A 22,164-nucleotide genomic window follows, 5' to 3' on the forward strand; every position below is an offset into this window, starting at 1 on the left:
TCATGTTGCGCCGTCGGACTTTCATCTTCGCAGGAGGGGCAGCCGCGTCGATTGCTGCAGCCTACCGGCTCACACCCAAGGCCAACACGGCACAGGCGCGAGCAGGCAAAGGATCACTGGATGATCTGGTGCCCAGGCAGTTCGGTACCTGGCGACAGCTTGACGGTCAGCAACGGGCCATCGTGAGCCCAGACCTCCAGGCAACCCTCGACACGCTCTACTCAGACACGCTGGCGCGCACCTATGTCGACACGTCGACCGGGCAAAGCGTCATGCTCTCCCTGGCCTATGGCGCCAACCAAAGCCGATCCTTGCGAGTGCACAAACCGGAAACCTGCTACTCCGCGCAGGGCTTCCAGATCAGCAAGACCAGCAACCGCAGCCTGAGCATCCATTCGCACCAGTTGCCCGTCATGCAACTCATTGCAACGCAAGGCCCTCGGGTCGAGTACATCAGTTACTGGATCCGTTCAGGCAATGACATCGTCCGAGGATGGGTTGAACAAAACCTTTCCACCCTCAAGCACGGTTTGCAAGGCGTGATCCCGGACGGGATCTTGGTTCGGGTGTCCACCATCCACCGAACCGAGCAGAACGACTACGCACTCCACGCACAGTTCATCGACGCCCTGCTGACAGGCAACAAGCCTCAAGTGGTTGAAGTGCTGGTCGGCCAGACCCTCATGCAGGGATGATGTCCAGCACCTGCCTGCGGCCTATGAGGCGCCCATCGACGTCATGAGCCACACCACGGAATTCCCCGTCACCGCCTCACAGCACTGGCACGCCTTGCGTGACGACCTGCTTCGTTACGGAGGATGGGGAGCCCTGCTCAAAGAGCAGTCGCTGTGGGCGGTGGCATGGTTTCGCCTGGGCGGCATGCTGGAGCGCCTGCCAAGCCCCATCCGGCGCCCGGTCCTGACGCTCTGGTGGCTGTGCTTTCGCTTCATTGAAATGCTCACGGGCGTAAGCCTTCCTCTGGGCCTGCAGGCCAAGGGTGGGTTGCGCATATGGCATTTTGGCAACGTGTTCGTCAACAGCCAGGCTCGGCTGGGGCGCAACTGCACCCTGCGTCAGGGTGTGACCATCGGCAACCGACACACCAACGGCCCCTCTCCATACATCGGAGATGATGTCGAACTGGGCGCTTATGCACAGGTGCTGGGAGACATCCGCATCGGTGATCGCGCCCGTGTGGGCGCCATGTCCGTTGTCCTTCACGACATTCCCGATGGGGCTACCGCAGTGGGGGCGCCAGCACGCATCCTGATGCACCTCACAGCCCCGACCACCGAAACATGACCTCCGTCGCCTACCTCGTCAACCAATACCCCAAGGTCAGCCACAGCTTCATCAGGCGCGAAATCGAAGCCCTTGAGAAAGCGGGCACTCCCGTCTATCGGCTGGCGCTGAGAGGCTGGGACGCCGAAACGGTCGACCCCAAAGACCGCGAAGAACAGGCAAGGACGACCTACTTGCTCGGTCGCACCAAGTGGCGACTGCTGACCGACACCCTGGCGGTGGCGCTTCAGCGGCCAGGTCGGTTTGCCCTGGCGCTGAAAGAGTCCCTGCGACTGGGGCGCCGCGGCGACCGACCGATCTGGTTGTACCTTGTTTACCTGCTTGAAGCCTGCCGGCTGCACACGCTCATGCGTGCGCAGGGTATCGAACACGTTCACACCCACTTCGGCACCAACGGCACCACCGTGGCCATGCTGGCATCCCTCCTTGGCGACATCGGCTACAGCTTCACCGTGCACGGGCCGGAAGAATTCGACAAACCCGAGTTCATCCATCTGACGGAAAAAATCAACCGAGCTCGGTTTGTGGTGGCCATCACCTCTTTCTGCCGCAGCCAACTCTACCGCTGGTGTGACGTGAGCCAGTGGCCCAAAATCCAGGTCGTGCGCTGCGGACTGGAGCCAGACTTTCACACCTTGCACGTGACAGATGTGCCCGATGTCCCTCAACTGCTTTGCATTGGCAGACTGTGCGAACAAAAAGGGCAACTGCTGCTCATCCACGCGGCCGCCGAATTGAAGGCCCGAGGCCAGCACTTCAAACTGGTCCTGGCTGGCGATGGAGAAATGCGCCCAGCCATCGAATCTCTGATCAGAGAGCACGGCCTCGAAGACATGGTGCAGATCACGGGCTGGATCAGCAGCGCGCAGGTTCGAGAGTTGCTTCTGGCCTCTCGCGCCATGGTGCTGCCCAGTTTTGCAGAAGGCTTGCCCGTCGTGATCATGGAAGCCCTGGCACTCCAGCGCCCCGTGATCACCACCCAGATCGCCGGGATCCCCGAACTGGTGAAAGGTGGGCATGATGGCTGGCTGATCACCGCGGGATCCGTGCCAGAACTGGTCGATGCCATGAGCAGCGCCCTCAACACCCCGGTCGAGACCCTTCGCCAATATGGCGCCCACGGCCGCACCCTGGTGACCCAACTGCACGATGTCGATCACGAAGCCGGTGTACTGGCTCGTTTGTTCTCTACCCCGTCCTCATTCTGATCACAACGCATGGCCCTCCTGAGCCTCTTGCTGCTGCTGGCGGCACTCACCCTGACCATTCCTTGCCTGGTCTTCGCCGCACAAGTTGTTGCGGCCGCGGTGAGCCGCGCTCCGCGCCCGGCGACAGAAGACGACGGGCAGCGCCCAAGCGTCGCCGTGCTGGTGCCTGCGCACAATGAATCCGGCGGACTGGCCGCCACACTCCAGTGCCTGAAAGCACAGCTGTTGCCACAAGACCGGTTGCTGGTGGTGGCCGACAACTGCTCTGACGACACCGCCGCCATCGCACGCTCGCTTGGTGCGGAAGTGCTTGAGAGGCAACATGACACCTTGCGTGGCAAGGGCTATGCGCTGGACTTCGGTTTCCAGCACCTGAAGAGCTCTCCGCGTGACGTGCTTCTGATCGTCGACGCCGACTGCACCCTTGCCCCCGCCGCGATCGACACCCTCGTGCGCCGCACGATCTTGCGGCAACGCCCCACGCAAGCGCTCTACCTGATGCGCCATCGCCATGCGGCATCGGTCAAACAACGGTTTTCCGAGTTCGCATGGCGAGTCAAGAATCACGTCAGACCCAAAGGTTTTGCCGCCCTTGGTCTCCCCTGTCAACTCATGGGCACAGGCATGGGATTTCCCTGGCAACAGATTGAACAGCACAGCCTGGCATCGGGCCACCTTGTGGAAGACATGCAACTGGGCATCGCTCTGGCCGCTGCAGGCACACCTCCGCTGTTTGTGGAAGATGCACTCGTCCTCAGTGAGTTTCCAGTCGACGAAGCCGCACAGGCGAAGCAACGCACCCGCTGGGAGCACGGGCACCTGTCCCTCATCCTTCAGGCTCTCCCCGCCTTGCTTCTGGGCTTCCTTCGCCGCCCCCGCAGCGCGACCCTGGCCATGGGCCTGGACCTGAGCGTCCCTCCCATCACCTTGCTGACCCTGCTGGCCGTGGCCATGCTGGTCATCACCATGCCCATGGCCTTGCTCGGGTACCCCACGGCGTTCATGGTGAGCTTGCTGAGCGCCGTCGCGCTGGGCTCCGCCTTGTTGACCGCGTGGTGGTGCCAGGGGCGTGACCTCCTCTCAGCCAAAGACATCGGGCAAGCCCTGGGGTATGTGCTTTGGAAGCTGCCGCTCTATGCCAAATTCCTCACGGCCAGACAGGTGGAATGGGTGAGGTCGAAACGCGGTGACAAACATGACTGATTTCCAGCGCCGGGTTGTCTCCGTGCTGGGATTGCCCTTCGACGTCATCACAGCAAACGATGCCGAGGAGCAGGTCGTGCAGGCCATGCGTGAGGGACGGTCGTGCTTCATCTCCACGCCCAACCTCAACTTCCTGGCCATGAGCTTCGAGAGCCCGGAGTTTCGAAACTCTGTGCTGATGAGCGACCTGTCTCTGGCTGATGGCAAGAGCATTGTCCTGATCGCTCGCATGCTCGGCCAGACGATGCCTGAACGGGTCGCGGGCTCAGACCTGTTTTACCGCTTGCTCAACCGCCCGGCCTGCGGGCTGCGAACCTTCTTGTTCGGCGGCCCCGATGGCGTTGCCCAAAAGGCGGCCGAGCGCATCAACGAACGCTTTCATGGCAACGACGTGCAGGCGGTCGGCTGGCATTGCCCTGGATTCGGAACCGTTTCGCAAATGAGTTCGGCAGAGGTCATCGACCACATCAACGCCAGCGAACCGAACTTTGTCCTCGTGGCCCTGGGTGCCAAGAAGGGCCAGGCCTGGATTCAGCACAACCTCACCGCGCTGCGCCCATGTGTGATCAGCCACCTTGGTGCCGTGGTGAATTTCTGCGCCGGGACGGTGAAACGGGCCCCCCAGTTCTGGCAAAACTTTGGCCTGGAATGGGTGTGGCGCATCAAGGAAGAGCCGAAGCTCTGGCGCCGCTATCTGAGCGATGGCACGGCCGTGATGCAGGCCCTCCTCCGGGCACTGACCTGTCGCCTCCCTCGCGCCCACCGCGACACCACACCGGGCACGTTGCACGTTGCGACCTCTCCGCATGGCGCCGGCGTACGCCTGAGCCTGTCTGGGGCCTGGTCCCAACACAACGTTCACCTGCTGAGAAACGCATGCCAGGAGGTCGCCACCATCGGAGGCCCGGTGGTGATCGATGCGAAGGACCTCACCAGCCTGGACGCCCATGCCTTGGGGACCCTTCAGTTGCTCTATGGGCTGCAACTCAAACGATCGCAACCGTTCGAGATCATCTCCCTCGATCGTTCCCTGCGGTCGTGGCTGACGGCAATGCGTGCTGACTACATCGCCTCCATTCGCTGAACTCGCTCAAACGAGCTTGGGCTCACCCCGGGAGGGGCTGGCCAAATTGAACGTGTCGGCAGCGGCGCAACCCAGCACAAACCAGAAATACCAGTTGTAGACGAGGTAATACAACAGGTTGTCTGCAGCGGCGGTGACCAGGTACTGAATCACGATCGCCATCACCGTGAAACCTGCCACCTTCTCGCGCCTGGAGGTGATCAGGCCATCCTTGAACACGCGCACATACAACAACACCGCCGGAATGCAACCGAGCAAGCCCAGTTCGAAAATCACCTGAACGAAAACGCTGTGAGACCCCCAAAGCGTGCCGCCTGACATGCTGAAGAAGGACACGGACATGACCCGGAATGACTCCAGACCATTTCCGATCAAATACGCCTTGAGGTCCATTGCGGCAAAAGCAGATTGCCACAGCGCCACGCGCCATGCGAACGAATTGAGCTTGGCGTATTGAACGACCTCGTTGCCTTCCCCAAGGTCCATCACCCGATCACGGATGGACGGCACCATCATGCCGATCACGGGAAGCAAAACGAGAAAGATCAGCCACTTGCGTTCATACAGCAAGGCATACACGCCAACGACCACCGCATAGCCGATCCACGCGCTGCGGGTCATGGTCAAACCCAGCATGGCCGATTGCAGCAGGAAATAGGCCCACACCGTTGCACGCTGACGGCTGCCCAACTGCCAATCGGATGACCGCAAGACATACAGCAGCAAGGTCAGAACCAGGACAAGATAAAACGCGTAAATGTTGGGATGCGCGAAGGTGCTGGCAAGTCGTTCGCCCCCCATGCCGCCAGCGGCAAGGGCGACCGCCTTGTACAGGCCATAGAGAGTGGGCAAAACAGAAGACCAAATGGTGAGGCTGGCGCCAAACTTCAGTGCACTTTCCCCTCGTGGCTTGACGTGAAACGCGATCACGAAGACAGCGAAATTGGTCAACATGCCCACATAAAGCCGGATGGCCTCCGATCGCAAAGGAGAAACTGCGACGGCCTCCAGCAAACCAAGCAACAACAGCAGCCAAAGCATCACGTGCTTGCGAGACGCCTGCGGCTTGTCCTTGATCACGACAATCACCGCGATGCCCAACATCATGAAGTTGAGCACCCCTCCCAAGCCGGCACCGCCGCCGATCGGGAGGCGCATCGAATCGAACACCAGGTCGCCTGCCGAACGCAGCAACAGCGCACCCAGGAAGAACTTGAGTGGGTTGAGCGCAAAAAGCATCAACACCACCAACAAAATCGGCAAGACCGCCAATTTCGCGGGGCTGGAACCAAACAACTTCGTGAAGTTGGCTGTCACGAAGCCAAACACCAGACAGGTCAGAATCACCCCGGCCCCCAGCAGCATCTGGCGCCCGCTGACGGCAGGCCAGTGTTTGGATGACAGAAAGCCGAACAGAGATGGCCTGGGATCGGTTTGGGAAAGCATGGGCGAGGCGCAACAAGAGGCCGGAGAGCGACAGGTCAGACACTACCACTGAACCCACATCGAGACACCACACAAAGAGACGTGCGCCTCCGAAGTCGGGACAGAAGGCCACAAACCCGGCATGAAGTGGGCCGGCACGAAGCTTGCGCGCACACAAAGTGTCGGGGCACTGCGACACCACCGAAACGGAATGAAAAAAACGGCGAGAACCGATTCAGATCGGAAACGAGGGCAAGCACTTGCCGCCACACTGTCGCGCAGGTCAGCGCGGGACCATCGTACGACACGACACGACTCGCTGCGCGATGACGCCCCAGAGTCCAGCCATGCACCCGCCTCTTGCACACCACCATTACCCCTCGTTGAACGGATGGCGCGGCATCAGCATCCTGCTGGTGCTGGCCACCCACTTGCTGCCTTTGGGCCCGAAGGCATGGCACATCAACTTGCTGACCGGCATGATGGGCATGGCCATCTTTTTCATCCTGTCGGGCTTCCTGATCACCGAGTTCCTGCTTCAACGCCCGGATGCCGGCGCCTTCATCGTCCGGCGCTTTGCCCGGGTGTTGCCACTGTTTTATGTCTACAGCCTGATTGTGCTGTGGTGGTTTGCGCAACCCCCTGAAAACTGGCGTGCGGTGCTCCTGTTCTACGCCAACCTGCCGCCACAGCGCTTCATTCCGGCCACAGCCCACCTTTGGAGCCTTTGCCTGGAGGTGCAGTTCTACGTCGCCATGGCCCTGTGGTGCCTGCTCACCCGCGGCAGGGCGACCTGGATCCTGGTGGCCTCGGCCTTGGCCATCACGGCCTATCGGATTCAACACCAGGCCTATGCGTCATCGGTCTCGTATTTCCGAGCCGACGAAATCATGGCCGGCTGCATTCTGGCGCTGGCCCTGCACAACAAGCTGCCAGACAAGGTCAAGTGGCTGATTCGAGACACACCGTGGCCCATCACGGCGGTGCTGTTTGTGGCGTCCTGCGCCGAAGCCAGCGGCCCTTTGAATTACGCCCGCCCCTACCTGGCCGCCATGCTGGTGGGCTACACCCTGCTCAACCCGGGCCACACCCTCGCAAAAAGCCTGTCCCGGCCCTGGCTGGCGTATGTCGCCAGCATTTCGTTTGCGCTGTACATCATTCATCCCTTCCTCGCCCACACCTGGCTGGGCGAAGGCGACCCCTTGACCCGTTATCTCAAACGCCCTCTTCTTTTTGTGGCGCTGTGGGGCTTGGCACACCTCTCCACCTTTTACTTTGAAGCACCCTTGACTGAATGGGGGAAGCGAATCACGCGAACCTCCCCCAGGGACCTCGTGGGCAGAAAGCAGCCCAGAACGTGAAAACCGCCCCCAGCGCCCTTGCAGTTCGGCAATTTCATCAGATCAAGGAAATTGACGGCTTGAGGGCGCTGGCGGTGACGGCCGTCATTTTTTTCCACGCCGGTTTTGGCTGGATCCGAGGCGGGTTCGTTGGGGTCGATGTCTTCTTTGTGATCTCCGGCTACCTCATCACGGGCATCCTTGACAACCAGATTCGCCAGGGCAGCTTCTCCTTGGCCAAGTTCTACCAAAGGCGCATCTTGCGGTTGGCCCCCGCACTGACATTGACCCTGGTCTTCGTCGCCCTGGTGTTCTTTGTCATCACGCCCCCCATCCTGTCTGGCGATCTGCTTCACTCGCTCATGGCCAGCCAGTTCGCCTATGCGAACGTCTGGTTCTATGCCACCACCGATTATTTCAACGGCGAGGGCAATCCGCTGCTGCACACCTGGTCGCTCGCCGTGGAGGAGCAGTTCTACCTGGTGCTGCCGGTGCTTGTCGGATGGCTTCACCGGCGACACCTGCCCCTTCGGCCCATCCTGGGTGGCGTGCTGCTGACCTCTCTGTTGGCCTCGATCTGGGCTGTGAGCGCAGACAAGCAAGCCGCCTTTTACCTGCCCGTCTTCCGCGCCTGGGAGCTTCTCGCTGGCGGTCTGCTGGCTCTGGTGAAGCCTGAACAGGTACCAGGGCTCGTGAGGCCGGTGCTGGGGCCAATCGGGCTGCTGCTGGTCGTCGGCAGCATGTTGACTTCGACGCCGCAAATGCCCTTTCCAGGCCAGGGTGCCTTGCTGCCCACGCTGGGAACGCTGCTGCTGATCCTCTCGGCAAGCTACGGCGGGCCTGTGAACTGGCTTCTCCGCCTGCCTCCTTTGACCTGGATGGGGAAGATCTCCTACTCTGCCTACCTGGTTCACTGGCCCGTGACGGCCCTGGCGGCCATGGTGCTGTCTCTGCACGCCGCAGCAGTGAAAGCCGGTGTCGTCCTGATCAGCGTGGCACTGGGCTGGCTCAGTTGGCGCCTGGTCGAGCAGCCTTTCAGGCAAATGACCCCCACCCTGCCACCCAGGCGTGTGTTCAAAACTTACGCCGTGGTGTCGGTGATGCTGGTCGGGTTCTTTGTGCTGATGCAGCACATGTCTTCAGAACTTTGGAGGCGCTTTCCGCTGGCCAGCCAATACAGCCACGCACTGCGCACAGATGTGTCGTTCTTCCACGCCGACAGTTGCTTTCTGACCCCCAAAAATGCGCGCTCGCTGACCTTCGATCCCTCACGCTGCGCACGGCCAGAGGCCGGCAAGCGCAATGTGCTGCTGATGGGAGACAGCCATGCCGCCAACCTGGTCACCGGGTATGACAAGGTGCTTGGTGACACGGCCCACGTGATGCAAGCCACCGCCGTGGGCTGCCGCCCGCTGCTGCACACCACAGGAGAACCCCGCTGCACCCAACTCATGGAGGAGATGCTCCAGCGCTGGGTCCCCGCGTACGGCCACGAGATCTCGGAGGTGGTGTTGACGGGCAGGTGGGAACAAAGCGAGGTGGCCGACCTGATTGCCACGTCCGCCTACCTTCGCCGGCATGTGGGCAAGGTCACAGTCATCGGCCCAGTCCCCGAGTTTTTTGTTCCCGTGCCGCTGCTGCTCGCCTACCAGGACATCACCGGCCTGCCACTCGCACATCGCCTGTTCCGCTCAGATCGCAGGGTTCTGGACAATGCCTTGCGCACGGCACTGCCGGCGGCTGTGGGTTACCTGTCTGCCGTCGAACGCATCTGCCCGGGTGGCCAATGCACCCTCGCTGCCAATGGCCACCCCACCTACTTTGACCGAGACCACCTCACGGTGGAGGGGGTTGCCCTCCTGCTCAGCCACATCAGTGAAGACTGATGCCTCAGTTGACCCGAACCAGGTTGGCGCCGACGGTGGAGGCCTGGTTGACACCGCTGTAGGCCCAAACTGTGCTCCAGCAAGCGGAAGCTGGCCACGTGAACTGGAAGCTGCCGCCATTGCTCAGGATGCCAGAGTCAACGCTCTTGGAAGCGTCCTTGCAATCGGTGAACGACAGCCGGAACTGTGCGCCCCCAGTGGTGTTGGCCGTCACCTTGTAGACCTTGCCGGCCACCGGCTTGGCCCAAGCCAGCTTGGCAAAGCCCACACCGGTCGTGTTGATCTGGACTACACGGCTGCTATTTGCAGGAAACACCACCGCCTGCTTCCACGTGTCGTAGGTGCCAAGTTGCGGGCCAGATTGCAGGCGCCAACCACCGCGCATGGACAGCAGGTTCTGGTTCGTGGTGAAGGTGACCGGTGAACCATAGGCGTTCACCCAACTGCTGGCCGAGGCCACCGAGCGCAGTGCGGCCCGAATGGCGTCCAGGTCCGCTGCAACGGCGTTGTTCCAGCCGTTCGGGTACAGCGTGAAACCAGAGTCCATTTCCACGTAGATCACGAACGGCGTGCCCACGTTGCGATCGACCACGTAAGCGCCGTAGGTCTTGAGCGTTTCTGCCACCTTGCGCAGCTTGGCCGAAGACAGCTTCGAGGTGTCGAATGTCTTGGGCAGCATCACCAGCGCCCCTTCCGGGATCTCTCCCGTGTTGGTGGTCGCAGCACTGCCGTCGGCGGCGGTGGCGGGGAAAACATACGTTGGGCTCTTGCTCAGTCCGTTGTAGGTCAAGGACATGGTCAAGGCATGGCGGTACATCGTGTCGCCATCGTCGATCTCATGAGTGCGGATCAGGCCGGCAGAACTGACCACACCGGTGGCACGAGCCCCCTGGTAGTAGTGCGCTGGCGAGCCCCAACCCGTACCATTCAGCTTGGTCCAGCCATACAGGGCGGCACGCCAGGTGCCGTTGTCGTTCTTCAGCTTGAAGAAGGAGTGGATGACGCCAGAGATGGGATCAAAAATCTCACAATGGCCATCTGAGCCCGAGGCCGGCACGGTCCCAGCAGGCCATCGAGGGATGGTGATGCTGGCCTGCTTGCCACCGGCATCAACGTTGGTGATGCCAACCGTGTCGGACGGCCCCTTGACCACCATGGGGGTGTCGGTGGCCGAGGCCACATACACCCCTGTTGAATAGGTGCCCGCGGCAATGGTCGGGAAGTAGCTTGATTTGGGTATGCCCAGGCTCGACAGGACGGGGTTGACCGGGCGGCTGTTCCAGGGCGAGTTGGCCGAGAAGGGGCGAAGGGTGTTCCCCCAGACCAACGGAGCCTTGGTCGAAGATGTGGTGACGGCAGCTGCCTTGGTGCTGATGACCTGATCGGCAGAGTCCTCCACAAATTCGGCATCGGCGCCTGCGCCCAGCAAAGGCGAGGACAAGGCCGTCAGACCGGTGGACGAGGTGTCAGTGGAAGTCGACGTCGCCGCAGCGGCCGTCACGGTGGTCGACGAACTGGTCGAGGCAGATGCGGTGGAAACGGTTGTGCTGGTTGTGGCGCCACTGGTGCCGGAACTGCTGACGTCTGCGGCGGCGGTTGTGCTGGCGACCGTATCCGAGTTGCTTGTCGCTTCGGTGGTGGCGGCATCACTGGCCCATGTGTCAACCAGGGCGGTGGTGGAACCCGATGCGCCCGAGGCATCGGATGTGCTTGCATCGGTGGCACTCAAGGTGCTGGCCTGGGCCGTGCCGGAGTCGCCTCCACCGCATCCAGCCGTTGCAAAAGCAAGGGCCATCGCAGCACAAACCAGGCGAACGCGAACGGGACAACCATCAAACAACATCATGTCAAACACCTCTGTCTCGCCGAAGCAGACTGTGAGCGAACCATCAAGATCCGATGGCTTGATTATGGTCGGCGGGTCACAAAAGATCTGTTTCAGCCCCTGGACGGGGGGTAATGCTGTGTATGGTGGGTAACAATAGGTTTAACCCGTGACACTTTGAACGGCATTTTTCCACGCCACCAGGGTCGCCCCAGATTGATGAATCATCTGCTCACGAATCACCCACTGAACTCCGACGAGAGTTCAATTCGCGTGAAGCAAGCGACACGCCCCAGATGCAGCACGTATGCTATGGGCATCGTATGAAACATGTCGTCGTTTTCCGATGCGCCTTGCTGCCAGGATCTGAAACCTTCATCAAGGAACAGTGCCTGCATTTGGTCCGCTGGCGCCCCATGCTCCTGGGGCTTGAGCGGGCAAGCGGGTGCCTGCCGCTTCACGACATCCCGCACCAGATCACCCACACCAACCACCCGCCGCTCTTGCAGCGCATCTGCCGGTGGCTGGGATGGGGGCGTGGCTTGCTGCCATCCGACGCCTTGCCCCTGGCAAAAGGGCACCAACCTGATCTGGTCCATGCGCACTTCGGGCCCGATGGCGTGATGGCCGCCCAACTCGCACAGGATCTGGGCGTGCCCTTGCTCATCACCCTGCATGGTTACGATGTGTTCGTCAGTGAGGCGCACTGGCAAGGCGGCAGTCGCGGCCGCTACATGGCCGACTATCCGGCACAAATCAGAAAGCTTGCCAGCAAGCCGTGGGTGCATCTGGTGGCCGTGTCACAAGCGGTGAAGCAACAAGCCGTGCACCAATATGGCATCGCTGAAAACAAAATCAGCGTGGCCTACATCGGCATCGACACCCAGAAATTCACGCCGTCCGAAATCCCCATGCCCTCGCGCGGATTGACCATTTGTTTTGTGGGCCGCCTGGTGCCCAAAAAGGGGCTGCATGTTCTGGTTGAAGCCGTGGCCCGGGCCGCACGCAGCGTGCCCAACATCCGGCTTCGGGTCATCGGAGACGGGCCTGAGCGCGCCGCCCTGACTCGACTGGCGGCTGAGTTGAACTGCCCCGTCGACTTCCTCGGTCACCAACCACCGGAGTCGGTGGCCAACCTCTTGTCTGAATCCCGGCTGTTTTGCCTTCCCAGTGTGACCGCCCCTTCTGGAGATGCCGAGGGCTTCGGCCTCGTGATCCTGGAGGCGCAATCCTGTGGTGTGCCTGTGTTGACGTCTGCACGAGGTGGTGCAACCGAAGGCATCCTGGAGGGGCAAACCGGCTTCTCCTTTGCAGAAGGCGATGTGGAAACGCTGACGGCCAGGATTGTCGAACTGATTGACGACGCGCCGCGGCTGGAAGCCATGGGGCTGCGCGCCCGCGCATTTGTTCAGTCGCACTTTGACATCAGAGACTGCACACCCAGGCTGGAAGCCATTTACGACCACATGACCTCCGCGACATGAGCAGCCTGAAATCGAGCGCACGCTGGCTTGCAGCAGCCCAGGTCGGCAAGATCGTCCTGCAGTTGCTGAGCATGGCCGTCCTCGCGCGGCTGCTGTCTCCCAGTCACTATGGCGTGATGGCCCTGGCCTACATGGTCATCAACTTCGCCAGCCTGTTCCGTGACCTGGGCACCAGCGCGGCCATCATCCAGTCGCGCCAGTTGAGCGACGAACTGAAGACATCGGTGTTCTGGCTGTCGAGCATGCTGGGCCTGCTGTTGTTCGCCCTGCTTGCTTTGCTGGCGCACCCCCTTGCGCTGTATTACGCCGCCCCTGATCTGGACTGGGTGCTCGCACTTGGGGCGCTCAGTTTTCCGATCGCTGGCAGCACCGCCATCCACCAGGCCCTTCTGGAGCGCTCCGCCAACTTCAGGGTGCTCACCTTTGTGGAGGTGGGGGCACAGGCTGCAGGGCTTGGCACCGCCATTGCCGCAGCCCTCGCAGGTTGGGGCGTCTACAGCCTGGTCGTGCAGATCCTGGTCATCACGGTGACATCTGCCACTGCCCTGGTTTGCCTGAGCCCATGGCGCCCCCAAGGCCCCCCCAGGCTGCAAGCCTTGAAGTCCTTGATGGGCTTCAGCGGCAACCTCACCGGCTTCAGCCTGATCAACTTCGTCTCCCGCAATGCGGACACGGCCATCATCGGCCGCATGCTCGGCGCCATGCCGCTTGGCGTCTACAGCCTCGCCTACAAGCTGATGCTGTTCCCCTTGCAGAGCATCACCTACGTGGCCAACCGCGCCCTCTTCCCGGAATTGAGCAAGCATCAGGATGACAAAAGCGCATTCCGCGCTCTGTACTTCGATGCCGTGCACTACGTGAGCCTGCTCGCCTTCCCGGTCATGGCGGGCATGTGGGTGGCGCGGCAAGAAATGGTGAGCGTCGTTTTTGGGAGCAAGTGGGCAGACTTGCCGGCCGTGTTGGCCTGGCTGGCACCCGCCGGCATCGTGCAGGCGGTGGTCAGCACCACCGGGACGGTGTTCATGGCCCAAGGCAGAACCGATGTGCTCTTCAGGCTGGGAGTGGGCGCGGCGGTGGCCCTGGTGACGGCCTTTGTGGTGGGCGCAAACACCGGCATCGTGGCCGTGGCCATGTGCTATTTCGCGGCCAACATCTTCAACTTTGTGCCGCAGATGTACTTCACGCTGCGACAGATGGACAGCCGCATCACCCAGTTGCTGCCCCGCCTGCTGCCGGCCAGTGCGTCCTGCCTGATCATGATCAGTGTTTGCGCCGGCCTCAATGTCATGATGGCAAGCCTGCCCGACCTGGTTCGATTGGCCGCGATGGCCCTCGCTGGTGCAGCGAGTTACGCCTGTAGCCTGTCCATCCTGTTCAAACCGAGTTGGTCCGTCCTGACCCGTTCATTGCGCTGAGCACCCGAAAGAGCTGGCCCATGCCCGACATCGCCCCCGCCACGCTGACCATCCGCGGTCGCACACTGAAACTCAACGAGTTGCTGGATGCCCGCCTGAATGACCCAGACTATCTCGACGAGATGAGGCTGTCGCTGAAACAGGCCCAACCCTTCCCCCATCTGGTGGCCAAAGGTTGGTTCCACAGCACCCTGCTCGAACTGATTTCAGAGGAATTCGAAAAGGGCCCCGCCGACACACTGAAGGTCGTCGAAGGCCAACACGAGAGCCATGTGCGATCGGTGGTGGGGGCTGAACTTGGCCCTGCGACACAAGCCTATTTCAATGTGATCAATTCAGGTCATTTCATTCGCCGCCTGAGCTACATCAGCGGCGTGGACAACCTGATCGCAGACCCGCACCTGTTCGGCGGCGGCTTGCACGAAACCCGGCATGGCGGCCATTTTGGCGTGCACCGCGACTTTGACCGCCACCTGCGCACCGGCTTGAACAACGAGATGGTGTTCATCACCTACCTCAACAAGAACTGGGACACGGCCTGGCACGGCGAACTGGAGCTGTGGGACAAGGAAGCCAATGTCTGCGTCAAGAAGGTGGCGCCGGAGTTTGGCAACACACTGATTCTGCCGCACGGCCCCATCAGCTACCACGGGCACCCCACCCCCTTGGCCACGCCCCCAGGCGTGACCCGCCGCTCGGTGGCCGCCTACTACTACAGGAACCTGCATGCCCACGAGGACCGTGCCCTGCGCGAAACCTCGCTGTTTCTGCACGAGCCACCCGCCATGCCCATCCAGCGGACCAGCCAGGCCAAGCGCCTCATCCGCTCCTTGACGCCGCCGATCATCTGGGACGCCCTGTCCCGCATGAAAAACAGCGGCTGATCCAGGCCGCTGCCTGACCTGCCGCCAAGCGGGTCAGCGGCGCGGCAACCTGTTGCGCACGAAAGCCTTCAGCAGCCTCACCCAGCCTTCAGGCCACCAACCAAGGCGAACGAAGGCCAGCACATCCGCCAGGCTGGGTTGGATGTCGTAGACACGCACAAACAACTGCAGGTAGAGGCGCTGCGTGCGGCGCCCAAGGCCTTCTGCGTGCAGGGCATTGACCAACTCAAAGGCACGCCGGATGTTTTGCTGCGATTTGGTGGAAACGCGGTCGACCCGGGGGGTGTTTTCAAAGAAATAGTTGCCTTCGTCCACCAGGCGTGCGGTGCCGAAGCGCTTGAGCAGGCGCATGTAAAACTCCATGTCCTGCCAGGCCGGCATCTCCGGGTTGAACAAACCGGCGTCCAGGTAGAACTGGCGTGGCGCAAAGATCTGGCTGCCCACCACATTGGCGGTGAACATGTCTTCCAGATCGCAGGATGCGGGCTTGCTCGTCACGCCGACCACGCGTCCATGCTGCACCTCCGAAATCTGAGAGTACAGGCAGGAAACGGGTTTCTTCTCTCCGGCCAGCGCCTGCCATGCCGACACAAATGCCTGCAGACGGCCTGGTCCGAAGGTGTCGTCGTCATCGAGGCCGGTGACCATGTCGCCACGCGCCGCCTGGATGGCGGCATTGCGGGCGCGACAGCCTCCCACCGAAGCCGGCATGTTGATGTACCGAATGCGACTGTCTTGTGCGGAAACGGCAGCAAGGTACTCGGCCGTCTCGTCGGTCGAGCCATCGTTGACGATGACCAGCTCCCAGTTCGCGTAGCTTTGGCGCTGCACCGACGCCACAGCCTCCTTCAGCAAGGCGACGCGGTTTTTGGTGGGAACGTAGATGGAGACCAGCATCGCAAAATGCCCTTCAGCGTTTAATTGTGTCAAACGACAAAACTCGGATCAGTTTTTTCATGCTGTGCCAACCGAATTTCAGCAAGTTATCGAAGGTGGGCCTGGTCACCAAGCCTCGCCAGAACCAGCCAAAGGCCTCCAGCTTTCGCCCAGCGTTGAACACCAAATTACCGACGTCATAGCGGGTTTGAGCCAATGACCGGCGAAACGCCGAAGCCAGTGCACGCACTGCTGGGTGAGACGCGTTGTCCCGTTGGAAGTTGAGAAGGACTTGCTCGTGGAACTTGAGGGTCTCTGCGAAGTTGCCCGTCAGGTTATGGTCATGACTGACCTTCTCCAGCAGCACATCCTTCTGGATCAGGAAGGGCGTCACCAAGGCGCAACGCAACCATAGATCGTAGTCTTCTGATTGGCGATAAGCCGTGTTGAATATTCCTACCTGATCAAGCACCGAGCGCCGGATCAATACGTTGGAGCAAGTCCCCACCACATTGCACTCAAGCAGTAATTCAAGTGCAGAACGCTTCAGAGGCTCGTCAAAATTCAACACAAGCCCCTTGGGGTAATAGGCCAGCAACTCCACGGTCTGACCTGTCTTCAAAAACTTTGTGATGAAATTGCAGCAAGTGAACCCCACTTCGGGGTAACGGGCCAAAGCCGCCATTTGGCATTCCAGCTTGTCATGGTGCCATGAATCGTCGGCATCCAAAAAAGCGATCACATCAGACGTGGCGGCTCGGATACCCGCGTTGCGTGCACTGGCTGCGCCACCATTGGGCAAGCTGATCACAGTGATTTGGTCACCAAAGGGCTTCAATGCCGCCAGGGTACCGTCCCTCGAGCCGTCATTGACGACCAAGACCTGATCGGGACGGCGACTCTGGGACAGCACACTGTGAACGGCTTTCGCAATGAATGCCTCGCCGTTGTAGACGGGGATGACGACTGAAATGGTTGAAGAGTGATTGACCATGTTCATTTGCGCCCCAGATCGGATGGGACTGCCGCCATCACATCCAGGACTGCTCGTTTGAAGCCAGCGAAAGAAAAGTGACGGTTAGCCGTCTCGGACACCTGTTGAGCTCGCACCGGAGCTTCGGGGGCATCCGACAACAATGCCAAGCAGGCGCTTGCAAACGATTGAGCATCCTGAGCAACCTCCAACCCAAGGAGTTGCTCGAAGCCTTTTGCTGCGTGAGGCGACACCACGCAGCAACGGCCGAATGACAACGCTTCGACCACCTTGATGTTGGTGCCACCGCCACTGAAGATGGGTGCAATCGCCAAGCTGGCGCCGGCATAGGCCGCAGTGAGGTCCTCCACACGCCCAAGTATTTTGACGCCCGGAACGGACTGCCAACGCTCCTTCAAGTCAGCGTCGGATAACTTACCAACCAGATGCAGTGTTGCATCTGGTCTCGCCCTGTGGACCAAGGGCCAGACATTTCGAACATACCAATCGAAACCTGCCTTGTTGGGCGGCCAGTCAAATAGGGCAACCCCTAGCACAACCCCGGACTGAGATGGCGACGGCAAAGAGCGGACGCCGTCGGGATACGCGCCAAAAGGAATGTTGGGCAGAAGCGCTGCCTTCACATCAGGGGCTGCGGCCATGTCCTTCTCCTTTGCCACCCATATGCCCTGACAACGCGCCAATTGATCACGCTCTCTTCGTGCGTAATCCACTGCAATGCGCTGAGCACAAGAAGCACTGATGGCCCCTTTCGCGCGGGCCGCGGCACTCCGGCTCGACCAGACTTCTGAGGGCAGGTCGTCAACGTCCACACACACCGGCCCCAGAGCAAATGCATTGGTCTGGCAAGCCGTCCACAGATAACGGGTCACGATGGCATCAAAACCCTTGCCAGCCACCATGGCCGCCAAGTTCGCGGACATCGACGGGCTGGAAAACAAAGTCGCCCTGCCCCCGAGCACCAAACGCGTCAGCCGTCGCAAGGGCGTGCCCAACAGGGGAATATTGAAATTCCAAACACGGGGCGGAAAACGCCCCCCATCAGGGCTCACTTGCCCCAGAAAATTGAAGCGCTCACGAAGTATTTTAAGTTGATCTTCAGAGTATTGACGATGGTTGACCAGTACCAATGTAACGTCATGACGCGCGCGCAAGGCCTGATAAAGGAGAAACGTCCGCTGAGCAGCACCCGTATCGGACGGGTAGGGCGCAATCGGGCTGAGCAGGAGAAGTTTGCTCATTTAATACATCCCATTCCCTCTGCAGGCGGCAGCCAAGAGGAGAAAAACCATGGCCGGACCACTACCAGAGCAAGACAACTTACCGAAAATATAAAAAATCGATGACTATGCACGCCGACGCCCCAAAAGCCAGAGAGACATCATCCTGCGGTAGCCTCCCTTCCAAAGCCCAAGCCGGGCAAAGCCCCACACATCACGCCACCCTACAGCAAACCCATAATAATCACCATACACCTGAAGCAGCAACCTTTGCGCAACGCGATCATTACCGTTTGCGTGCTTTTGGATCATGAGCCGCGCCGCCTTCATGATTTTCTCTTTTTGGCCGCTTGATATTCTATCAGGGCGAGGAGTCACGTCGAAAACATACGTCGCCCTATCCAACAACCGCGCCTTTCCATAAATTCTCAGAATTCGGTAGAAAAACTCAAAATCCTGCCACGCAGGCATACCCTCATCAAACAGGCCAGCACCCAGAAAATGCTCTCGAGGCGCAAAAATTTGATTGCCTATCGCGTTCACATCAATCAAATCTTCAGCAGAAGCGTTGGACATTTTCCTACTCTCTCGCAAACTGCTCCCATTCCGATATACACATTGCGTGTAGAGACACGCCGGGGCCTGTCCACCGCCATGCGTCAAAACCTTCCAATAAGAAATCAAAGAATTCAAATGGTCGGGCAAGAACTCATCATCATCGTCCAAGCCCGTCACAAAATCACCCGTGGATGCGCGGATAGCAATGTTCCTCGCAACACACGCACCTCTGCTACTTTCGTTCCTGAAGACTTTAACATTGGGATACAAACCCGGCAAAGACAGCAAATACGGCCAGGTACCATCTGTTGACGCATCATCAACAATGATCAACTCGACATCCGGATAAGTTTGACCCAAGACAGAATTCACGGCCAGCTTCAGCAAATCCAAACGATTCTTAGTTGGCACATAGACCGAAACACGCATCAATTCACCTCAAAACGAAAATCAAATCGGAATCAGAGTGAGGACCGAAAAACTCGTCGGAGCACCGTCCTGCCTGCATTTAATACCACCAACTCGGTTGCATCAGGTTTCCCTGAAAACACCCAAAGGACAAGGCTCACCCCAAAATAGACCAGCCCACCAAGCGGCACAAGCAGCAACACCGACATGGCAGGAGATATGCTTGTTGCACCTTGATTCAAGGCGCCTTTCACCAAGATCAGAACGGCAGCCATCGCAAGCACGCCGACAATCGACCTGAAGTTTTGCCTCAATTGCTTCACAAAACCAAGATCAATCATTGTCTTGACGACATACATATTCATTCCGATGCTAACAATCGTTGAAACAGCCCTTGCAACCAGCAAACCAAACAAGCCTCCCAAGTGAAGCCCAACGATAATCATAGGAATTCTCAAACAAAAACTGGTTAAATCCCTTTTGAAAAGCATTTTTGTTTGCCCCCCCGCCATCGCAAGTGGCTGAGCAGCTGAGCTCACGGTCTGTAGAGCAACGGTCACGGACACAAACTCAATGACTTTCACAATCGGAAGCCAACGCTCACCCATAGCCATCAAAACCAGTGGCTGCGCGATGATTGCAAAACCAACACCGGCAGGCAGCGCAAAAAAACAGACCATTGTCTGAGCAGACACATATGCTTTTTGCAACCTGGACACATCCCCCCCAATTCTGGCGAAGCCTGGAAAAAGGGTTCTTTCAATAGGCGCCACCAGTTCGCGCGTCGGCATCCCTGCAATATTATCTCCAACACTGTAGTGCCCAAGCGCCTCTTGACCAAGACGAGCCCCCACAAGCAGATGATCAAACTTCCAATTCAATATGTTAACCAACTGCCCCAAAGAGAGCCAAACCGAAAACCCCCACAATTCAGCAGCCTTGCTCAAAGCAAACCGAGGACGGTATGGACACACGACATAGGAGACAATCACCCCAGATAATTGCGACGCCAATGCACCCGCAATAAGTGCCCAGTATGACTGGTAAAGAAAGGCGACCCCTACACCCACCACAAAACCCACAAGTTTCTGCCCCACCGATTGAACAAAATCCTGCCAAAACTCCAACCGGCGCGTCAGAACAACCATTTTAGGATTATTAAACCCGGTCAAAAATATTGAAAAAGACAACCAAAGCAAGACACCGAACAGACGCTCGTCACCGTAAAAATAAACAACCACAGGAGAGATGGCACAAAAAACCATCGACACCAGAACAGACCTAACAATATTCAACGTCCAGGCTGTATGAAAATGGGCATCTTCAACGGTCGTACGTTGCACAAGCGCGCTGGCAAGGGAAAGGTCGGTCACGGCGCCAATGATCGTGAGCAAGGTCGTCCCAATGGCAACCAGACCAAAATCTGCAGGCGTCAGAAACCTGGCCAGCACAAGCGTACTGAGCAACGCTAGCAGGTTGACAATAACCTTGGCCGCCCCCAACCACATCACACCAACGGCAATTTTACTTTTCATACCAACCCGAAAATAGACCAGGAAAGCGAACACAACGGAGCGAGTTCACAATGAATTCCGCCAACACACTCAACACACACCAAAGGTGGCGACCCAAAAGCAAATCAGAACGAATCGCCTGCAGAATCAGCAACCCACTCAATGATTGAATATTTCCCAGCAAAAAAATAACAACGAAACGAAAAATAAACAATAATAGACTGCAAGCCTACCAGAAAACGCCCACCCTAAACCACAAACATCGCGACACTCACGCACTTGCAACAAGACACCGCCACATAGAAGCAGCCCCACCATTGCGCTTGGCATCAACGCCTGAAGCCCACGGACTCCACATTCACATGTGCACGCAACGCCTCACCATGAGCCCGAATCCACTCGGGTGTGAAGTGACTGTGATCAAAAAAAACTGGAAGCCCTGTCGCTGGATCGTCGGGTCGACAAACATCACCGACACAAAGCTCCTCGCGGAAATTGATTAAGAAAAATTCCGGGTGAGAAGGCAAAAGCGCCATGACATCATCAAGATACCTGGCACGCGTGGCTCCAGGCGGCCGACGCTCCACATACGTGGCATGCAGGGGCAAACCTAGAAAATGTCGTCGCATCTCGTTCTTGGCCACTGCGGTCGGGGCCATCGGAACCTGATTGACAATCACCAACCTTTTACCCATAGCCAGGATTCGATTCCAAGCCCCCGCATTGGAGCGAACAAGATCGCCCCGACTTGCAGGAGCATCATTTTTCGTACAAGCCCGCCCCTCAACATGACAAAATGCTGACGGACTTCGATCGAATTCCCCCATATTGCCAGCAATGATGACCGTGTCATAGCGAGAGGATGCCGCCAACGCCAACGCTGCTCGGGACTGATCTGCACAATGAAAAATGGTATCAAAACGATTGAACCCAATAACAATTGGGCAACCGCCACCCGTGAAAATATCAACACGCCTGGACGCATTTGCAGCAAACCACGGAAAGAGATGCTCTGCATGGGAATCCCCGATCAAGAGCACCCGCGGACCTGGAGTCGTCGTATTCAGCGAGCACATTCTAAAATCCTGCTTGGCAAGCTTGTAATTGTGACAAAACGCAGGGTAATCCAATGGCTTCATCAGCGCGATACGCTTTTCATAGAAGGCAACATCCTCACCGACGCGCCCCATCCAACCATGAGACATCACCACCATGGTTGCAAATGCCAGCAGGATAACAACCCCCGTCGCGGGCAAAGCACAACCAGCCCGCCACCAGCTTTGGTGGGTCTTGTATTTGAAACGGCTCTCAACGAACTCATAGGAAGCCCATCCCAAAACCAACGACACCAAAATACCTAGTACAGCGACCCAAGGCGCCCAAGCAGCAGGCCATTCAAGGAAATTATTGAGCACGTGTACCGGCCAGTGCCACAGATAAAGTGAATACGACCAAAGGCCCAAGCGCTGCACCATGCTCGCGCCCATCCAGGCAGGTGAGCTCCGCCCCCCCGCGCCTGCCGCCAGCACCAGCATGGC

General features: G+C 59.0%; 19 protein-coding genes. 11 read left to right on the forward strand and 8 right to left on the reverse strand.

What is annotated here, in order from left to right; all coding sequences use genetic code 11:
• The first annotated feature begins 2 nt into the window (after window positions 1-2).
• Genes epsI through QZ994_RS04130 form a run of 5 tightly spaced genes read left to right on the forward strand, consistent with a single transcriptional unit; the run spans window position 3 to window position 4,797 of the window.
• On the forward strand, window positions 3-695 hold the full coding sequence (gene epsI / locus QZ994_RS04110; RefSeq protein ID WP_290868613.1) for an exosortase-associated protein EpsI, B-type: 693 nt from the start codon (window positions 3-5) through the stop codon (window positions 693-695).
• Window positions 696-738: 43 nt separating this feature from the next.
• A complete protein-coding gene (locus QZ994_RS04115; protein WP_290868616.1) occupies window positions 739-1,302 on the forward strand; it encodes a serine acetyltransferase in 564 nt (187 codons plus the stop codon).
• Window positions 1,299-2,510: a glycosyltransferase family 4 protein gene (locus QZ994_RS04120; RefSeq protein ID WP_290868619.1), complete on the forward strand. Its 1,212-nt coding sequence runs from the start codon at window positions 1,299-1,301 to the stop codon at window positions 2,508-2,510. Before QZ994_RS04115 ends, QZ994_RS04120 begins: the two co-directional genes overlap by 4 nt.
• A 27-nt stretch (window positions 2,511-2,537) precedes the next feature.
• Window positions 2,538-3,713 carry a glycosyltransferase family 2 protein gene (locus QZ994_RS04125; protein ID WP_290868622.1) on the forward strand — a complete coding sequence of 392 codons (1,176 nt, stop codon included), beginning with the start codon at window positions 2,538-2,540 and terminating at the stop codon, window positions 3,711-3,713.
• On the forward strand, window positions 3,706-4,797 hold the full coding sequence (locus QZ994_RS04130) for a WecB/TagA/CpsF family glycosyltransferase (RefSeq protein ID WP_290868625.1): 1,092 nt from the start codon (window positions 3,706-3,708) through the stop codon (window positions 4,795-4,797). Before QZ994_RS04125 ends, QZ994_RS04130 begins: the two co-directional genes overlap by 8 nt.
• Before the next feature lie 6 nt (window positions 4,798-4,803).
• Here QZ994_RS04130 and QZ994_RS04135 read toward each other — a convergent pair whose 3' ends face one another.
• Window positions 4,804-6,243 carry an O-antigen ligase gene (locus tag QZ994_RS04135; RefSeq protein ID WP_290868628.1) on the reverse strand — a complete coding sequence of 480 codons (1,440 nt, stop codon included), beginning with the start codon at window positions 6,241-6,243 and terminating at the stop codon, window positions 4,804-4,806.
• A gap of 326 nt (window positions 6,244-6,569) precedes the next feature.
• Between QZ994_RS04135 and QZ994_RS04140 the strand changes: the two genes are divergently transcribed.
• Both QZ994_RS04140 and QZ994_RS04145 read left to right on the forward strand, forming a co-directional pair.
• Window positions 6,570-7,583: an acyltransferase gene (locus QZ994_RS04140; protein ID WP_290868631.1), complete on the forward strand. Its 1,014-nt coding sequence runs from the start codon at window positions 6,570-6,572 to the stop codon at window positions 7,581-7,583.
• Window positions 7,580-9,448 (forward strand): acyltransferase family protein, encoded by a 1,869-nt coding sequence (locus QZ994_RS04145; RefSeq protein ID WP_290868633.1) that lies wholly within the window; start codon window positions 7,580-7,582, stop codon window positions 9,446-9,448. The genes QZ994_RS04140 and QZ994_RS04145 overlap by 4 nt, the downstream gene beginning before the upstream one ends.
• A gap of 4 nt (window positions 9,449-9,452) precedes the next feature.
• Here QZ994_RS04145 and QZ994_RS04150 read toward each other — a convergent pair whose 3' ends face one another.
• On the reverse strand, window positions 9,453-10,889 hold the full coding sequence (locus QZ994_RS04150; protein WP_290868635.1) for an Atrophin-1 multi-domain protein: 1,437 nt from the start codon (window positions 10,887-10,889) through the stop codon (window positions 9,453-9,455).
• A 28-nt stretch (window positions 10,890-10,917) separates the two neighbouring features.
• Here QZ994_RS04150 and QZ994_RS04155 point away from each other — a divergent pair, with 28 nt between their 5' ends.
• The 4 genes from QZ994_RS04155 (at window position 10,918) to QZ994_RS04170 (ending at window position 15,056) form a co-directional block, all read left to right on the forward strand.
• Window positions 10,918-11,427, forward strand: a complete 510-nt coding sequence (locus QZ994_RS04155) for a hypothetical protein (protein ID WP_290868636.1) — start codon at window positions 10,918-10,920, stop codon at window positions 11,425-11,427.
• 169 nt (window positions 11,428-11,596) lie between these two features.
• Window positions 11,597-12,757, forward strand: coding sequence for a glycosyltransferase (locus tag QZ994_RS04160; RefSeq protein ID WP_290868638.1), 1,161 nt, complete (start codon window positions 11,597-11,599; stop codon window positions 12,755-12,757).
• Window positions 12,754-14,172 carry a lipopolysaccharide biosynthesis protein gene (locus QZ994_RS04165; protein WP_290868641.1) on the forward strand — a complete coding sequence of 473 codons (1,419 nt, stop codon included), beginning with the start codon at window positions 12,754-12,756 and terminating at the stop codon, window positions 14,170-14,172. The genes QZ994_RS04160 and QZ994_RS04165 overlap by 4 nt, the downstream gene beginning before the upstream one ends.
• A 20-nt stretch (window positions 14,173-14,192) precedes the next feature.
• A complete protein-coding gene (locus QZ994_RS04170; protein ID WP_290868644.1) occupies window positions 14,193-15,056 on the forward strand; it encodes a 2OG-Fe(II) oxygenase in 864 nt (287 codons plus the stop codon).
• 33 nt (window positions 15,057-15,089) lie between these two features.
• On the opposite strand, the gene QZ994_RS04175 is transcribed toward QZ994_RS04170, so the two are convergent.
• From QZ994_RS04175 to QZ994_RS04200, 6 genes are all read right to left on the reverse strand, one after another.
• On the reverse strand, window positions 15,090-15,953 hold the full coding sequence (locus QZ994_RS04175) for a glycosyltransferase family 2 protein (protein WP_290868647.1): 864 nt from the start codon (window positions 15,951-15,953) through the stop codon (window positions 15,090-15,092).
• A 13-nt stretch (window positions 15,954-15,966) separates the two neighbouring features.
• Window positions 15,967-16,932: a glycosyltransferase family 2 protein gene (locus QZ994_RS04180; RefSeq protein ID WP_290868650.1), complete on the reverse strand. Its 966-nt coding sequence runs from the start codon at window positions 16,930-16,932 to the stop codon at window positions 15,967-15,969.
• Window positions 16,929-18,167 (reverse strand): glycosyltransferase, encoded by a 1,239-nt coding sequence (locus QZ994_RS04185; RefSeq protein WP_290868653.1) that lies wholly within the window; start codon window positions 18,165-18,167, stop codon window positions 16,929-16,931. The genes QZ994_RS04180 and QZ994_RS04185 overlap by 4 nt, the downstream gene beginning before the upstream one ends.
• A gap of 105 nt (window positions 18,168-18,272) precedes the next feature.
• Window positions 18,273-19,133, reverse strand: coding sequence for a glycosyltransferase family 2 protein (locus QZ994_RS04190; RefSeq protein ID WP_290868656.1), 861 nt, complete (start codon window positions 19,131-19,133; stop codon window positions 18,273-18,275).
• A gap of 32 nt (window positions 19,134-19,165) precedes the next feature.
• Window positions 19,166-20,680 carry a lipopolysaccharide biosynthesis protein gene (locus tag QZ994_RS04195; RefSeq protein ID WP_290868659.1) on the reverse strand — a complete coding sequence of 505 codons (1,515 nt, stop codon included), beginning with the start codon at window positions 20,678-20,680 and terminating at the stop codon, window positions 19,166-19,168.
• Window positions 20,681-20,955: 275 nt separating this feature from the next.
• Window positions 20,956-22,164: acyltransferase family protein (locus QZ994_RS04200; protein WP_290868663.1), on the reverse strand; the 1,209-nt coding region annotated here is incomplete at its 5' end.

Source organism: Aquabacterium sp. (assembly GCF_021768455.1).
Lineage (GTDB): Bacteria > Pseudomonadota > Gammaproteobacteria > Burkholderiales > Burkholderiaceae_C > Aquabacterium.

Bases quoted from the DNA above. Each gene is read 5' to 3' on its own strand.
- QZ994_RS04160 (WP_290868638.1), top strand. From the start codon at position 11,597: ATGAAACATGTCGTCGTTTTCCGATGCGCCTTGCTGCCAGGATCTGAA.
- QZ994_RS04115 (WP_290868616.1), top strand. From the start codon at position 739: ATGAGCCACACCACGGAATTCCCCGTCACCGCCTCACAGCACTGGCAC.
- QZ994_RS04190 (WP_290868656.1), bottom strand. From the start codon at position 19,133: ATGCGTGTTTCGGTCTATGTGCCAACTAAGAATCGTTTGGATTTGCTG.
- QZ994_RS04175 (WP_290868647.1), bottom strand. From the start codon at position 15,953: ATGCTGGTCTCCATCTACGTTCCCACCAAAAACCGCGTCGCCTTGCTG.
- QZ994_RS04185 (WP_290868653.1), bottom strand. From the start codon at position 18,167: ATGAGCAAACTTCTCCTGCTCAGCCCGATTGCGCCCTACCCGTCCGAT.
- QZ994_RS04180 (WP_290868650.1), bottom strand. From the start codon at position 16,932: ATGAACATGGTCAATCACTCTTCAACCATTTCAGTCGTCATCCCCGTC.
- QZ994_RS04120 (WP_290868619.1), top strand. From the start codon at position 1,299: ATGACCTCCGTCGCCTACCTCGTCAACCAATACCCCAAGGTCAGCCAC.
- QZ994_RS04165 (WP_290868641.1), top strand. From the start codon at position 12,754: ATGAGCAGCCTGAAATCGAGCGCACGCTGGCTTGCAGCAGCCCAGGTC.
- QZ994_RS04135 (WP_290868628.1), bottom strand. From the start codon at position 6,243: ATGCTTTCCCAAACCGATCCCAGGCCATCTCTGTTCGGCTTTCTGTCA.
- epsI (WP_290868613.1), top strand. From the start codon at position 3: ATGTTGCGCCGTCGGACTTTCATCTTCGCAGGAGGGGCAGCCGCGTCG.
- QZ994_RS04170 (WP_290868644.1), top strand. From the start codon at position 14,193: ATGCCCGACATCGCCCCCGCCACGCTGACCATCCGCGGTCGCACACTG.
- QZ994_RS04140 (WP_290868631.1), top strand. From the start codon at position 6,570: ATGCACCCGCCTCTTGCACACCACCATTACCCCTCGTTGAACGGATGG.
- QZ994_RS04130 (WP_290868625.1), top strand. From the start codon at position 3,706: ATGACTGATTTCCAGCGCCGGGTTGTCTCCGTGCTGGGATTGCCCTTC.